The organism is Cutibacterium sp. LaCa_255 (assembly GCF_057458005.1).
Genome location: NZ_CP190956.1, coordinates 1,363,873 through 1,378,841, shown reverse-complemented (window position 1 = coordinate 1,378,841; position 14,969 = coordinate 1,363,873). Strand labels below are relative to the sequence as shown.

Genomic DNA, 14,969 nt, shown 5'->3' with positions numbered 1-14,969 from the left:
TTCCAGCCTAGCCGACCGATTTGGGTACAGACCCCGATGCGGATACCATCGGTATTCGATACCAGTGGTACTGCCTACGATCCCCTTGCTCTTCCGAAGGACGACAACCTGTGATGCCTACCGCAGTGGAAAGGCCTCATCGCGACGAGGTCAAAAATCGCATACTCGTCGCTGCCACCGAAAATTTCGAACGGGACGGCTATGCCGGCGCGAGTCTGCGTCGCATCGCATCGGATGCCGGATTCACCAAAGGGGCCGTGTACTCCAATTTCGGGTCCAAGCCCGACCTCTTCGGACAGGTGTGCACCGAAAGGCTTGCCAGTGGCGAGAGGGATGTCGTCGATGCCCTCTCCCCCATCTTTTCGAGCGGTGGCAACCCCGACGAGGTCATGAGGCAGATCAGCGAGAAGCTCACGGAGATCCTCCTGGAAGATGCTCCGTGGCAGGTCATTCTCGCGGAATTCCGCGCTCTGGCCCGCCACGACGAGGAGATCGCCGAGGCCTACACAAAACTGCAGAAACAGCGGATCGCTCAACTGGTCGATTTGACGACCCAGTACTGTGTACTCGACCGCGTCAAGTCCGCGGAGGATGCCAACCCACGCAGCCTCGCGGTAGTGGTCCTCAGTCTGGTCAACGTGCTTGCCCTGGAATTCTCGGTGGCCAGTGCAGTCATCGACCAGCAGGTCATAACCGATGTCATCGAACGTTCAATCAGGGGGTTTCTCCAGTGATGCGTTTCTCGAAACGTCCTCCGGTCGACACCCAGGCTCTTGAGGACGCCTCGGGAGTGGTGCTCCACGCCCGCGACTTGAACGCCCAGGGGCGGCAAGGAATGATCTTCGGGCCTCTCGACATGGACCTCGCGCCGCGTCAGCTAGCCGTCATCCATGGCCCCGCCGGCGCCGGAAAGTCCGCCCTGCTGCTGGCCCTCTCCGGACGGTTCCGCAGAACACGCGGAACCCTCATCATCGACGGCATTGATGCGATGGCCGAGCCCTACCGCGCCATTCATCGCACGTCCGTGGCCCGTATCGCCGATTACGTCGTCCCAGAGGATCGCCTGACCCTCAATGAATCAGTCGCCGAGCGATGCCACCTCGATGCTGTCAACCTCAAGACAGCCGAGAGCAGGGTGCGTCAGATCGAGGAAATCGTCGGTTTCCGTATTGACCGTTCCTGCGAGTTCGAGCAGCTCGAAGCCATTGAGCGTGCCGTGACGTCGGTGGCTCTCGCCATGCTGAGGGAGACGAAGGTAGTCGTCATTGACGATGCCGATGTCATGGTTCCCCACAACCAGCAGAGATTGTTGTTCGAGATCTTCTCAAAGCTCACCGAGCTCGACGACTCGACCATCATCGCCGCGACAGTGGACGACGACATGGCGCCGCCCGGATCCCTCGACGTCGAACTGCCGGCCCACAACCGTGCCCATGCGGTCAAGGACATTCATGGCAACAAGGATGTCGACGGTAATTCTCGCGACCCGGAAGCCCCAGAGGTGACACAGATTCCTCTCGAAGGAGAGGAAGAAAACATCGAACCTGAGGTCGACACCAAGACCGATTCCGCGCCCGACGAAGAAACCGAATACAACACTCCGACGGAAAATGCCCATACCGATGACTGCCCCCGGAGATAACGCATGCTGACTCGATTCATCAGACTCGTACAGTTCGAGTTTCGGCGTTTCAAAGGACGCTCCAAGCTCGGCCTCATCTTCATTCTCATTATTCCGCTGCTGTACGGTGGTATTTATCTTCACGCCAACTGGGATCTTTATTCCAATACCGACAAGGTGAAGATTGCGATCGTCAATCATGACAAGCCGGCCACGTTTGATGGTCGGACCGTCGAAGGTGGCAAGGAATTCCAGGAAACGCTGAAGAAGAACCCACGATTCGACTGGCAGTTCCTCGGAACCGATGAGGACAAGGCCTATCAGGGTCTTCGTGACGCCGAGTACTTCATGGTCATCGAGGTACCCGAGAACTTCTCGACGAGCATCGTGTCTGCCGGTGACTTCAAGCCGGCTCGGGCGACACTCAAGCTCCACCGCGACGACGCAAACGGATTCATCATCGGTCTGTTGACCTCACAGGTTCAGACAGCCCTTGAGCAGGCCTTGGACCAAAGTGTGTCCGAGACCTACTTCAATGCACTCTTCGTCAACCTGGGGGTCATCAAGGACTCATTGACGAAAGCGTCCGAGGGTTCAGCAACACTCGACTCCGGCATGAAAACCCTTGACGCCGGCGTCAATGAGATGAACACCAAGGTCCTGGGGGCAACCAAGGCCGTTGGCGACTCCACCGCAACCGTTAACAAGGTGAATTCCGCACTGGCGAACGCCGATTCGGCAGCGGCCAAGACGTCGATGGCAGTAGGCCAGACCAGGGTGGGCGCCCAAGCCATCACCGGCGCCGCACAAAGCGTCATGGCCGATGCCCAGGCCGTCAATTCTGCAATGATTCCGCTCATCAACAATGTGACCAAGAACCTTCCTGCTTTACAGAAACAGTCCGGTAACCTCGTCTCCGCGACGGCGACGTTGCAGAATCCCAACGGAAATTCTGTCGTCAAGATTCAGCACGATGTGACCGGGGCGGCGAACAAAGCATCGGCTCTTGCTGCCAAACATCCTGAACTTGCCGATGATCCTGACTACATCGCATTGACCAAGCAAATAAATGGCGCCGCAAGTTCAACGACAACCGTGTCGTCCAATATTGCGGCGGTCGCAAATATCTCGGCCGGTCTCAATCTGAGCCTCAACCAGCAGAATGCTGACACCCTGGCCGACAATGCCAAGGCCTCGCTGAATCGTCTCAACAAGGATGCTCAGCAGGTCAACAATGGCCTTGAGACGATCAACGGTGCCATGGACAACGCTGATTCGGCTGCGAAGGATCTCAACAAGGCTGTCAACAACGCCACCGACGCCGGCCGCGACTTCACCGCGAAAGCTCCGGAAATTGCCTCTGGCGTCATGCAGTTGAGCAATGGTCTGGGACAGCTCAAGGCGGGTGCTGACGCTCTGTCCAAGGGAGCGACAAAGCTCCATCAAGGCCTCGATACCGGTGCCAAGCAGATTCCCGGCATGACGGATGATCAGCGCACCAATCTGGCCGATGTCATGAGTTCCCCAGTCGACGTCGAGCAGACCATCCTTCACTCCGCGAAGTACTACGGACGTGGCCTCGCGCCGATGTTCTTCTCCATCGCCATGTGGATCGCCTGCATCTCAACCTTCCTCGTCGTGCGTACCTTCTCCGGTCGTGCCATGACTGGTCGGGCCAACGCCCTGTCGATCGCGCTCGTCGGTTTCGGCCCGCTGGCGGTGATCGCCTTGGTTGGTGCGTACATCATGGCCTTCGGCGTCTGGTTGACCTTGGGACTCGACCCGGTCCATCCCTGGTACTTCATAGGTTTTGTGACATTGACATCACTGTCATGGATGATGCTGGCCTTCTGGATGAGACTCATCTTCGGCTCGCCACAGACAGCCATCTTCCTCATCCTCCTGGTGCTCCAGCTGCCCACATGTGGTGGAACCTTCCCTGTCACGATGCTGCCGCCGGTCTATCAGAAACTGGCTGTCGTCATGCCGATGAAGTACTCCGTCGACGCCTTCCGCGTCCTCATCTCAGGTGGACCGATGTCGACGATGGCGCTTGGATTCGCCGTCGAGGGTGGCATCCTCATCATCTCGACGATCATCACCTTGGCCCTTGTCCATCGCCACAAGCTGTTCCGTATGCGTGACCTGCACCCGCCGATGATCACATCGACCTCCACGGCCGACTTCGCCTTCTCCGTGAGGCCGCGATGAATGACGAGCTGGCATCGCCCTCGGTACGACGAGCTCTCGTCGCCGACATCATCTGCGTAATCCTGTTCGCAACGATTGGACGCGCCAGTCACGGGGAGGCCCTCTCCCCCGGCGGCCTGCTACGAACCGGCACTCCGTTCGTGCTGGGACTTGCCGTCGGTTGGGTCATCGTCGTGACGGCCCGTATCCCGGCACAGCGCTGGCTGGCTGGACTGGTTCTGTGGGCGTCCACCCTCCTCGTGGGAATGGTGGTTCGCTACTTCACCGATCAGGGGGTGGCAGTCGCCTTCATCATCGTGGCGGCAAGCTTCCTGGCTCTCACCCTCATCGGGTGGCGCGCCGTGATGATCGGCATCAGGACGGCGCGTCGCAGGAAACGGCAGGTGTGACGGCAAGAGGGCCGGCGAGTGAACCCCGCCGGCCCTCTTCTGTGGTTGTTGATGAAACCGTGCGGTTGAACGCGTCAGCGGCACAGCCACAACGTGGTCATGCGACCCCAACCATCACTTCTCCTCCTTCGGCAACCGCCACTGATCGTGCTCGGTGATGTTGCGTGGACGAGGTCCGTGATAGTCAGGCCCGTAAGCGCCCGGAGCAGGGCGACGCTTACGCACGGGCGCCGTCACACCAGGAGCAAGCCGACGTGAAATGACGAGGAAGCCGGTGTGGCCCGTCGACCCGTGAGCCGGACGGATGGCCAAGCCTTCAGCGTGCCAGTCCCGGGTCGTCGTCTCGGTGGCCTGCGGCTCCGTCCACCCACCATCGGCACGAAGAGTGTCCATCACCCGACCCATCTGGGTCGTGGTGGCGACATAGCAGCACAGCACGCCGCCCGGAACCAAGACCTTGCCAACCGTCTCGACGCACTCCCATGGGGCAAGCATGTCGAGGATGGCGCGGTCGATCGGCTCGGACGTAATGCCCGTCACCAGATCGGAGACCTTGAGGTCCCAGGTGGACGGCACCTCACCATAGAAGGACTCGACGTTCTTGTGGGCGACGTCAGCGAACTCCTGCCGCCTCTCATAGGAATGCAGGCGTCCGTTCGGCCCAATGGCGCGCAGCAATGGGATCGACAGGCCGCCGGACCCGACTCCAGCCTCCAGCACGCGCGCCCCGGGGAAGATGTCGGCCCACATCGTGATCTGGGCCGCCTCCTTGGGGTAGATGATCGCGGCCTCACGCGGCATGGAGACGGTGAACTCGCTGAGAATCGGTCGCATGGCCAGGAACTGCAAGCCGCCGACGGAGGTGACGACGACTCCCTGAGGCCCGCCGATGAGGTCGTCGTGGCGCACTGCCCCCTTCGTGGTGTGGAAGATGCCACCCGACTGCAGGACGATCGAGTGTTTGCGCCCCTTGGGATCAGTGAGGGTGATCCGCTCCCCAGCACGCAGGACTCCCCCGCCGCCATTGGCCACCGGAGCAGCAGGCTCGTCGGCAAGGTGCCACAGGCTGACGAGATCAGCCAGTGACAGACCGGACAGGTCCGGGCGATGAACCCGGCGAGGTCCAGGACCGGCCTCGGCCAGCCCGTCAACGGTGAGCACCGCGGCCCCAGCGGTCGTCGCTGAGGTAGTCCCCTTGGGGGAATCCTCGATCGCCAGACAGTCGGCGATGTCGACGCCAAGCCTTTCGGCAGCCAACAAGTACGGATCTGGCGCCGGTTTGGCCGTCCCCGGGGTGACGTCGTCGAAGGTCACAACGGTGTCAAAGGAGTTGCCGATACGGTCATGGATGGCCTCAAGCACCGGCTCGACGACAGCGTGCGCCGATCCCGTCACGATCGCCATGGGGACACCGGCCTCACGGATCTCTGTCAGCAGGTCCAGCACACCCGGACGCCACGGCACCTCTCGTTCCCGGTTGAAGGTCGAGACCATCGTGATGAGCTGGTGCCGCACATCCTCGGTGGTTGCCGATTCCCCAATCTCTCCGGCCATCGCCTCGCAGACATCGGTCATCGGTCCGCCAGTGAAGCTACTGGCCTTTTCGGACTCCCACATGATTCCGTGGGAGGACAGAATCGCCAGTTCTGCCTCGACCCAGCGAGGTTCTGTATCGACGAGGGTCCCGTCAAAGTCCCACAACACCGCCGCAAAACGGTCGGCAGTCGAGGTGTGCAAGGACGTCTCACTTGGCGTTGAAATAGTTGGCCTCCGGATGATGGACGACGAAGGCGTCGGTGGACTGTTCTGGATGGAGTTGAAACTCCTCCGACAGCTCCACACCGATCCTCGCCGGGTTGAGCAGTTTCACCACCTTGGCCCTGTCCTCGAGGTTCGGGCAGGCGGCGTACCCGAAACTGTACCGGCAGCCCCGGTAGGTCTGATGGTCGATGGCATCGGTGACAGAGGTACTGTCGTCGTCAATCCTCAATTCATGACGCACACGGGCGTGCCACATCTCGGCGAGAGCTTCGGTCAACTGGACGGACAGCCCGTGCAACTCGAGGTACTCCCGGTAGGAATTGGCCTCGAAGAGTCGTTGGGTGGCAGCCGAGACCGCCTTTCCCATCGTCACCAGCTGGAAACCAATGACGTCCGGGCCGTACTCGCCGGCCTCGTCGGCGTCGCGAAAGAAGTCAGCCAGGCAGAGCTTCCGACCACTACTTTGGCGTGGGAAGGTGAACCGGGTGACCTCCTTCGAGGTGTCCTCGGGGTCCAGGACGATGAGGTCGTGCCCCTGGGAGAAGCACGGCCAGTAGCCATCGGCCACGCCGAACTGGGCCAGATTCTCCTGCCGGATGCGGTCCAGGAGAAGCCGCAAACGCGGCCGAGCCACCTCATTGACCATGCGATCCCAGGAACCGTCGCTGCGCGAACCCTTGAGCCCCCACCGGCCCATGAAGGTGGCGCGCTCGTCGAGCCAGACCAGCACGTCGGCCAACGGAATACCCGTCGAGACTCTCGAACCCCAGAACGGCGGGGTCGGGATCTCGACCGACCCTGGAACGGGTCGGGCCACATCGGCGCGCGGGGCATCGTCATCAGAAGTCATGTCGTCGGTCTCAACAGTGACCTGTTTGACCTTGATACGACGACGTCGAGGCTTCGGGAGTTCAGCTCCCGGAACCCCCTTCTTGACGGCCATCACGGAATCCATGAGGCGAAGTCCCTCGAAGGCGTCCCTTGCGTAGCGCACCTCGCCCTCGAACAGGTCGTTGAGGTCCTCCTCGACGAATGTCCTCGTCAGGGCCGCACCACCGAGCATGACTGGGTACTTGGAGGCCAGTCCGGCCTGGTTCAACTCGAGCAGGTTGTCCTTCATGACCATCGTCGACTTCACCAGCAGACCAGACATGCCGATGACGTCAGCCCGATAGGTCTCGGCGGCCTCGATGATCGCCGTCACCGGCTGCTTGATGCCCAAATTGACGACGTGATAGCCGTTGTTGGAGACGATGATGTCGACGAGGTTCTTGCCGATGTCGTGGACGTCACCCTTGACCGTGGCGAGCACCAGGGTGCCCTTGCCGGAGGTGTCCGACTTGTCCATGTGAGGCTCGAGGTGAGCGACTGCCACCTTCATGACCTCCGCGGACTGCAGCACGAAGGGAAGCTGCATCTTGCCCGACCCGAAGAGGTCGCCAACCACCTGCATACCGGCCAGCAGATCCTCGTTCACGATGTCGAGAGCAGTCTTAGACTCCATGGCCTCGTCGAGGTCATCCTCCAGGCCCTTGGCATTGCCGTCGATGATGCGCTGCTTGAGGCGCTCGAACAGCGGCATGGCGGCCAGCTCGGCCTCGCGCTCGGCACGCATCGAGGCAGCCGTCACTCCCTCGAAGAGTTCCAGGAAGCGACTGAGCGGGTCATAACCGTCATGACGCCGGTCGTGGACGAGGTCGAGGGCGACCTCGCGCTGTTCCTCCGGAATGCGATCGATCGGCAGGATCTTCGCGGTGTGGACGATGGCCGAGTCCAGCCCGGCCTTGACGGCCTCGTGGAGGAAGACCGAGTTGAGGACGATGCGGGCTGCCGGGTTGAGGCCGAAGGAGATGTTCGAGACACCGAGGGTGGTACGCACACCCGGGTAACGCTTCTTAATCTCGGCGATGGCGTTGATGGTCTCCAGACCGTCGCGACGGGTCTCCTCCTGACCAGTGCCGATCGGGAAGGTGAGGCAGTCGACGAGGATGTCACCGATGTCCATGCCCCAGTTGTCGACGAGATCATCGATGAGGCGAGAGGCCACCCGTACCTTCCACTCGGCAGTGCGTGCCTGGCCCTCCTCGTCAATGGTGAGTGCGACGACTCCAGCCCCATTCTCGACGACCATCGGCATGACGCGCTGGTAGCGCGATCCAGGACCGTCCCCGTCCTCGAAGTTCACCGAGTTGATGATGCAGCGACCGGGCAGATGCTCCAGACCAGCAGCCAGGACGTCGGGCTCGGTGGAGTCAAGGATGATTGGCAGCGTGCAGGAGGTGGCCAGTCGGGCGCTGAGTTCGGACATGTCCGCCACGCCATCGCGACCGACGTAGTCGACGCACAGGTCGAGCAAGTGGGCGCCGTCGCGGGTCTGGGCCCTGGCGATGTCAACACACTCATCCCAGTTCTGGGCCAACATCGCTTCACGGAAGGCCTTGGAACCGTTGGCGTTGGTGCGCTCGCCAATGGCCAGATAGGCGGTGTCCTGGCTCAACGGGACGTCGTTGTACAGGGAGGCAACGGCGTCGGCGTGGTGAATCTCGCGCTCGGGAACCGGTCGACCTGAAACCCGCTCGGCAATGGCACGGATGTGGTCAGGGGTGGTACCGCAGCAGCCACCGACGACCGACAGGCCGTAACGATCAACGTAGTCGTCCAGAACGGGGGCGAGATCGTCAGGACCGAGGGGATAACGGGCCCCCTCCCCCGTGATCTCGGGCAGGCCAGCGTTCGGCATGCACATGATCGGTACCTGTGCTCCGCGGGACAGGGTACGCAGGTGCTCGGCCATCTCGGCGGGTCCGGTGGCGCAGTTGAGGCCGAGGGCGTCGACGCCGAGAGATTCCAGCACCGTCAATGCTGCACCGGTCTCCGACCCCATGAGCATGGTTCCGGTGGTCTCGACGGTGAAGTCGACGAGAATAGGCAGGTCGACCTTGCGCGCGGTGGCGGCACGATGAGCGCCTATGATTGCGGCGCGAGCCTGCAAGAGGTCCTGGCAGGTCTCGATCTGGACACCGTCGGCGCCCGCGTCAATCATGGCCTCGATGACCTGCTGGTAGACATCGCGGATGGCGGCGAAACCAATCTGGCGAAGGGTCGGCAGCTTGGTTCCCGGACCGATCGATCCAACGACGTAATGCGGCTTGTCCGTACGCTTGTCAGCTGCCTCACGAGCCAGTTTCGTGGCAGCAGATGCCAGTTCGACAGCACGCGGAGCGATGCCGTACTCCGTCAGGGCTGGCAAGTTCACGCCGAAGGTGTTGGTCTCGATGATGTCAGCCCCGGCATCCAGGTAGACGTCATGAATGCCGGAGATGACATCAGGTCGGGTGACATTGAGTATCTCGTTGCAGCCCTCAAGTCCCTGGAAGTCATCCATCGTGAGATCGCTGCTCTGCAGCATCGTGCCCATGGCGCCATCAATGACGAGAACGTGCCGGGACAGAGCGGTGCGAAGGGTCATGGGTTCCAGCCTAGGGGTCAGGCTAGCCTTGGCACCATGCGATTTCGACACATGGACCGGCCATGGGTCGTGGTGGCCTTCAGTGGCTGGAACGACGCCGGCTCGGCCGCCACCCAAGCGGCGACCCTCATCGCTGAGTACTCCGAGGCAAAAACCTGGCGGACGATTGGTGGCGAGGAGTTCCACGACTTCCGTCAGACCCGTCCTGCCATCACCGTCATGAATGACGTCGAAATCGTCAACTGGCCGTGCACGACGATCCGTGTTGGCAGGTGGCAAGGCCAGCCGATCGTCATCGTCACCGGTCCTGAGCCAAGTCTGCGCTGGCGAACCTACTGCTTCCGCTTGCTGCGGCGACTACGCAAGCTCAAACCGGCTGGTCTCGTCGTGCTTGGCGCGATGGCCACTGATGTCGCCCACACACGGCAATTGCCCGTGATGGTCTCGACGACCGACCCTGACCTCGTCAGTGCCCTGGGGGCGGAGAAGCTCGAGTACGACGGCCCGACGGGCATCCCCTTCGTCCTTGTCACAGAGGCACGGCACCACGACTTCAACGCCATCGGGCTGTGGGTCGGTGTGCCGCAATACGCCTGTGAATCCCCTTGCCCTCCGGCTGTGCAGTCCCTCCTTGTCCGGATCGAGGAACTCACCGGGATTGCCGTGCCGCAAGCTGGTCTCGAGGAGGACAAGCGAGAATGGGTCGGAGCCATTGACGAGGCCCTGTCTGAGCATCCCGAACTGGCCGAGTACGTCGCAGCCCTCGAGACGGAACAGGATGCCACCCTGCCCGAGGGGCTTACGGGAGACGTCCTGGCCGTGGAGTTTCAGTCCTATCTACGCCACCGCGGTACCTGACCGCAGTACTCAGTGGCAGCAGTCCTGGGCCGCCTGAGCCTGATTGCGCAGTGAGGTGACGACCTGGTCGGGGTCATCGGATCGGTAGACGGCAGAACCCGCCACGAAGGTGTCAGCCCCGGCCTCGGCAGCGCGCTCAATGGTGTCAGCCGAGACTCCGCCGTCAATCTGCAACCAGATGTCCGCCCCGGATGCGTCAATGAGTTTGCGTGCACTACGGATCTTGGCGAGAACGGGATCGAGGAATTTCTGTCCGCCGAATCCAGGCTCCACGGTCATGAGGAGAATCTGGTCAAACTCGGTCAGGAAACCAGCGAGCTGCTCGACTGGGGTCGCCGGACGCAGTGCCACGGATGCTCGCGCTCCCATCGCCCGGAGTTCCCGAGCCAGCTTGATGGGCGCAGTGGCAGCTTCCAGATGGAATGTGACTGACTGGGCACCGGCCTCGACATATTGCGGTGCCCACCTGTCGGGGTCCTCGATCATGAGGTGGACGTCAAACATGAGGTCAGTGGTTGGACGCAGGGATGCCACAAAAGGTGCTCCCATGACGAGGTTCGGCACGAAGTGGCCGTCCATGACGTCGATATGCAAACCGTCTGCTGACGGGATTCGTCCCACCTCATCGGAGAGGCTGGCCAAATTGGCATTCAAGATGGACGGCGTGATGCGAACTGTCATGCTGCCAGCCTAGAGGGTCATACGGAGGCCGCGGGGAAGGACTCTCCTTGCTACGACGTTAACACCGTGACCCACCACCCCCGCTTGAAGTGATGGGGTACCCAGAGTTGATGAAGACGACTACCGCGTCGCTCGTCAACTATCGACACAGGCTCGAGTGCAGGAACACCGACGCCTGACCCGTGACATGTCGCGATGCACGGCCACTGGACGGTGGCCGATTCGGTAACTGTCACAGGTGGACATCCGCAATACCCTTTCGATGCATCATCACCAACATCGTGGCTTCCGCATCATCCACCGGTGACGACTGCGACTCACGCCATTGCCCCGGATGTGGAAAGGACATTGATCACGACTGACATAACCAGCCACACTTAAGGCGATCCTCGGGACCACCACCGTGGCCCCGAGGATCATTGGTATCAGGCAAGAGTTATCGGAGCATTGGCAGCCGGCATGCAGAAGGATGGCGAGGCCGGAGCACCCTTCTTGTTCGGGGCCTTGAGGGCATCCTGGTAGGCGACCTTGAGGTCCTTCATGGCCTGGTCGACTTCGGCGACCCGCACCCATGCGTTACCACGAATGAGACCAGCCCTGTCGATGGCACGGTTGAGCAGACGGATGGTGTCGTTGTCCTTGTAATTGATGACGCACGTGTCGCGATCAAACAGAACTTGCGCCATCAAGCGTCCCAGTTTGGCGCGCACGAACTTGGTGGCAACATCGGTCGGCTTAAGGTCAGGCATGGCCTGAGCTGTAGCGAGAGCCTTCTTGAGCGCAGCCACCTCGTCGGTCAACTGCGCGGGGGTGGAATCAAGAGAAATCAGCACGTTGATGGCGTGGGCAATCTCATCGAACACGACAGTATGCGCGTTCTGCACCTTGTCTTGGATGGTGAGAGTTGCGGTGTGCGTGGTGTCGCACATGGTCAGGAACAACTCGACACGAGCCGGAAGCGACTTGACGAAGGTGGTGACTCCCTTGATGACCTTCTCAAGCTGGGCCTTAAGAATCTTGGCCTGCTTCAGGAGGTCCGAAATGGTATCGATGACTTCCTTAGGAGACAGAGATACCTTGGCGACCTTGAGATCATTGGTCAGCGAGTCAATACGATTATTGACATCGCCGAGCAATGCGTATGCATCAGAGGTATTACTCGACACGGCGGAAACAGCCGGTACGGCAGCGTGAGCTGCGGGGGTAGAAAGAGCGGCTGGAGCCATCAGGGCACCGGCAACCAGTGGGGCGGCGATCAATTTGATCCTCATGAGGTTCTCCTCGTTAGAGCGACGTGTCCGCGACCTCGGACCACATCACGATCGCAGACGAGACCGAGTGCTGAGAATGGAAAAGCCGGGATATCCCCCAAAAAGCTACCTGCATGTATACCAAGGAACCTCGCAGGATGACGAGAGCTAACTTTCGTCCTCCACACCGTGTCGAGCACCACGCGCACCAAGACTGCTGCCGACCCATGTCACATGTAGCACGTTCTGACCTACGGTGTGGTTGCCCACCGACCCGGGGCAACCACACCCCTCGGCCCCGCTTCCGGAAATATCCAGTGCGTCAAGTGCCGACGTCAGCGTGGATTGGACTGTTTTTGCATCTTGGGATGTCGTTGACATCCTTCAGCCACACATATGCCTGATGATCGCATTCCTCACTCATCGTGTATGCGGAACAATGCGCAAAACATGGCATCGGTGCCGTGACGATGTGGCCACAGTTGGATGGCGTTTGAGTTTCCGGACGCAGCGATACCAGGAATGCCCGGGAGCATGGCAGGAGTGTCGAGGACGTCAACTGGCAGGGACGCGCGAGCATACTCAATGATGTCGATGGTTTCGGCTCGGTGCGGTGAGCACGTGACGTATCCGACGATCCCACCTGGTCGGCTGAGATTGACCGCCGAGGTAAGAAGTCGACGCTGCAGGTGCGTCAACTCCTCGACGTCAGCAGGAGTACGACGCCAGCGCGCTTCTGGACGTCTGCGCAGGGATCCCAGACCCGAACACGGCACATCAGCAAGGACGGAGTCAAAAGACCGAGCTGGAAGTGGCGGGCACATGCCGTCGGCAGTCATGACGCGATGGTTGCCCGGGATGGTCTTGAGGGCCTTCGCCACGAGATCAGCACGATGTTCATGCAGTTCCACCGCGGTCAGATTGGTGTTGTGCTGGTTCGCGAGTCCGGCCAGGAGCGCGGATTTGCCACCCGGTCCGGCACAGAGATCCAGCCATTGACCAAAATTGCCATTCGCCTCGGCTGCATGAAGCAAGGCCAGGATCACCAATTGAGAGCCCTCATCTTGTACGCCGACCCTCCCCTCACGCACCGCAGTGACATCGGACGGGTTTCCTGGACGCACGACACCCCATGGGGAATACCGAGTTGGGGTCCCAGACTCAATTTCGTCGCGCTCAGCGAGGCCAGGGCGGACGACCAGGGTCGGGACCGGCGGCTCGTTGTCCGCCAGCAGAGCGGCCTCCACCTCGTCAGTTCCAAGACGATCCTGGAAGGCCTTGACGATCCAGGTCGGGTGCAGGGTTCGCAGGGCCATGACGTCGACGCCCTCGCGTCCACCGATCTCACTGGCCCATTCCTCGAGGCTGTGGGTGCTGATGCGCCGGGATACAGCGTTGACAAGACCTGTTACTCGTTCTCCGATGACTTGACGGGACAAATCCACCGAAGTAGCCACAGCAGCCCGGGTGGGCACCCTCATGGCAAGGATCTGGTGTGCCGCCATCCGTAGGACGACGCGCACTCCGGGCTGGAGTTTGGCAGGGTTTCGCCCTGATGCCGCCTCAATGATGCGATCCCAGGTACCCGATCCGCGGGAGGTGCCGTCGACGAGCTCGGTCGCGAACGCCGCGTCACGTCCGGTCATCCCGGTGGCACGCAATTGGTCGGCCAGGGCAAGGTTGGCATAGGCACCATGGGTTTCGACGGCCAACAGTGCGGTGTATGCCAGCCGTCGTGCTGGATCCGTCTTGCGGCGTTTCTGGTGGGGACGCTGATTCATCGCAGCCTGGTTCCGGCGTCAATCCCTGCGCCTCGCGCCCAGTCAGCTCCGTTCATGGCCTTCTTCCCGAAAGCCTGGACCTGCAGCAGTTCGAGGGGCCGAGAACCAGTCCCGAGGAAGAGCTGTTTGCGGGTGGCGACGAGCTGGCCCGGTTGAGCCGTCGTCACGGTGTCCGGGACCGTGGCGTCGGGGCCAAGGTGGCAGGTGCGCAACACTTTGAAGCGCTTGTCATCGAGTTCAGCCCATGCTCCCGGGGTCGGGGACGTGCCACGGACCAGATGGTCGATCTCCTCGGCAGGAGCCGTCAGATCAATGCGGACGTCACCTGGGTGTATCTGTGGGGCGGTCGTCACCCCTTCAGACGACTGAGGCGTCGGCTCGATCCCGGAATCGATGTCCTCGAGTGTCTGAGTCACCAGCGGGGTCGCGGTCTGGGCCAGTTCGTCAAGGAGCTCACCAGCTGTGGTCGTCTCGCCAATCGGCACTGTCATGGAGCGATACACCGGTCCGGCGTCGAGGTCCTTGACGAGTTGGAAGACGCAGGCACCCGTCTCCTCGTCCCCAGCCATGATGGCCCGCTGCACCGGGGCAGCTCCCCTCCAACGGGGCAACAGGGAGAAGTGCAGATTGATCCAACCATGTTCCGGCGCAGCCAGGAGATCAGTGGGGATGAGACCGCCATAAGCGACAACGACTGCGGCATCAATGTCGAGGGCCGCGACGGCGTCGTGTCCCTCGCCGGACTTCACGCTGGTTGCCTTGATGACGCGAATGCCAAGATCCTCGGCGGCCTTGGCGACGGGGCAGGGACGGGGTGTGCGGTGACGCCCTACTGCGGCGTCAGGCCGGGTCAGGACGGCAACGACCTCATGATGTGGGTCGTCAACAAGGGCCGTCAGGGTGGGGACGGCTACGTCCGGGGTGCCAGCGAAAAGTAATTTCACCCTT

The 14,969-nt window shown here is 61.4% G+C and carries 11 protein-coding genes; 5 read left to right on the top strand and 6 right to left on the bottom strand.

Features of this window, described 5'->3' with window-relative positions:
* The first annotated feature begins 113 nt into the window (after positions 1 to 113).
* Genes ACP8ML_RS06150 through ACP8ML_RS06135 form a run of 4 tightly spaced genes read left to right on the top strand, consistent with a single transcriptional unit; the run spans position 114 to position 4,221 of the window.
* Positions 114 to 734 carry a TetR/AcrR family transcriptional regulator gene (locus tag ACP8ML_RS06150; protein ID WP_036975990.1) on the top strand — a complete coding sequence of 207 codons (621 nt, stop codon included), beginning with the start codon at positions 114 to 116 and terminating at the stop codon, positions 732 to 734.
* Entirely contained in the window at positions 734 to 1,642 is a 909-nt protein-coding gene (locus ACP8ML_RS06145; RefSeq protein ID WP_117189098.1) for an ATP-binding cassette domain-containing protein, read from the top strand. Before ACP8ML_RS06150 ends, ACP8ML_RS06145 begins: the two co-directional genes overlap by 1 nt.
* Positions 1,643 to 1,645: 3 nt before the next feature.
* The gene (locus ACP8ML_RS06140) at positions 1,646 to 3,832 is read left to right on the top strand and encodes a YhgE/Pip domain-containing protein (protein WP_117189096.1); all 2,187 of its coding nucleotides are present in this window, start codon (positions 1,646 to 1,648) and stop codon (positions 3,830 to 3,832) included.
* Positions 3,829 to 4,221 (top strand): DUF3054 domain-containing protein, encoded by a 393-nt coding sequence (locus ACP8ML_RS06135; protein ID WP_065672778.1) that lies wholly within the window; start codon positions 3,829 to 3,831, stop codon positions 4,219 to 4,221. Before ACP8ML_RS06140 ends, ACP8ML_RS06135 begins: the two co-directional genes overlap by 4 nt.
* Positions 4,222 to 4,335: 114 nt before the next feature.
* On the opposite strand, the gene ACP8ML_RS06130 is transcribed toward ACP8ML_RS06135, so the two are convergent.
* The gene (locus tag ACP8ML_RS06130) at positions 4,336 to 5,958 is read right to left on the bottom strand and encodes an HAD-IA family hydrolase (protein WP_117189093.1); all 1,623 of its coding nucleotides are present in this window, start codon (positions 5,956 to 5,958) and stop codon (positions 4,336 to 4,338) included.
* Between the two features lie 7 nt (positions 5,959 to 5,965).
* Positions 5,966 to 9,451, bottom strand: coding sequence for a methionine synthase (metH, locus tag ACP8ML_RS06125; protein ID WP_117189091.1), 3,486 nt, complete (start codon positions 9,449 to 9,451; stop codon positions 5,966 to 5,968).
* A 51-nt stretch (positions 9,452 to 9,502) separates the two neighbouring features.
* Here metH and ACP8ML_RS06120 point away from each other — a divergent pair, with 51 nt between their 5' ends.
* Positions 9,503 to 10,309: a proteasome assembly chaperone family protein gene (locus ACP8ML_RS06120; RefSeq protein WP_065672775.1), complete on the top strand. Its 807-nt coding sequence runs from the start codon at positions 9,503 to 9,505 to the stop codon at positions 10,307 to 10,309.
* 9 nt (positions 10,310 to 10,318) lie between these two features.
* Here ACP8ML_RS06120 and rpe read toward each other — a convergent pair whose 3' ends face one another.
* The 4 genes from rpe to fmt form a co-directional block, all read right to left on the bottom strand.
* Positions 10,319 to 10,990 carry a ribulose-phosphate 3-epimerase gene (rpe, locus tag ACP8ML_RS06115; protein ID WP_065672774.1) on the bottom strand — a complete coding sequence of 224 codons (672 nt, stop codon included), beginning with the start codon at positions 10,988 to 10,990 and terminating at the stop codon, positions 10,319 to 10,321.
* Positions 10,991 to 11,415: 425 nt separating this feature from the next.
* On the bottom strand, positions 11,416 to 12,261 hold the full coding sequence (locus ACP8ML_RS06110) for a CAMP factor family pore-forming toxin (protein ID WP_117189089.1): 846 nt from the start codon (positions 12,259 to 12,261) through the stop codon (positions 11,416 to 11,418).
* A gap of 395 nt (positions 12,262 to 12,656) precedes the next feature.
* Entirely contained in the window at positions 12,657 to 14,021 is a 1,365-nt protein-coding gene (locus ACP8ML_RS06105) for an RsmB/NOP family class I SAM-dependent RNA methyltransferase (protein WP_117189087.1), read from the bottom strand.
* The gene (fmt, locus tag ACP8ML_RS06100; RefSeq protein ID WP_065672771.1) at positions 14,018 to 14,965 is read right to left on the bottom strand and encodes a methionyl-tRNA formyltransferase; all 948 of its coding nucleotides are present in this window, start codon (positions 14,963 to 14,965) and stop codon (positions 14,018 to 14,020) included. Before fmt ends, ACP8ML_RS06105 begins: the two co-directional genes overlap by 4 nt.
* Between the last annotated feature and the right edge of the window lie 4 nt (positions 14,966 to 14,969).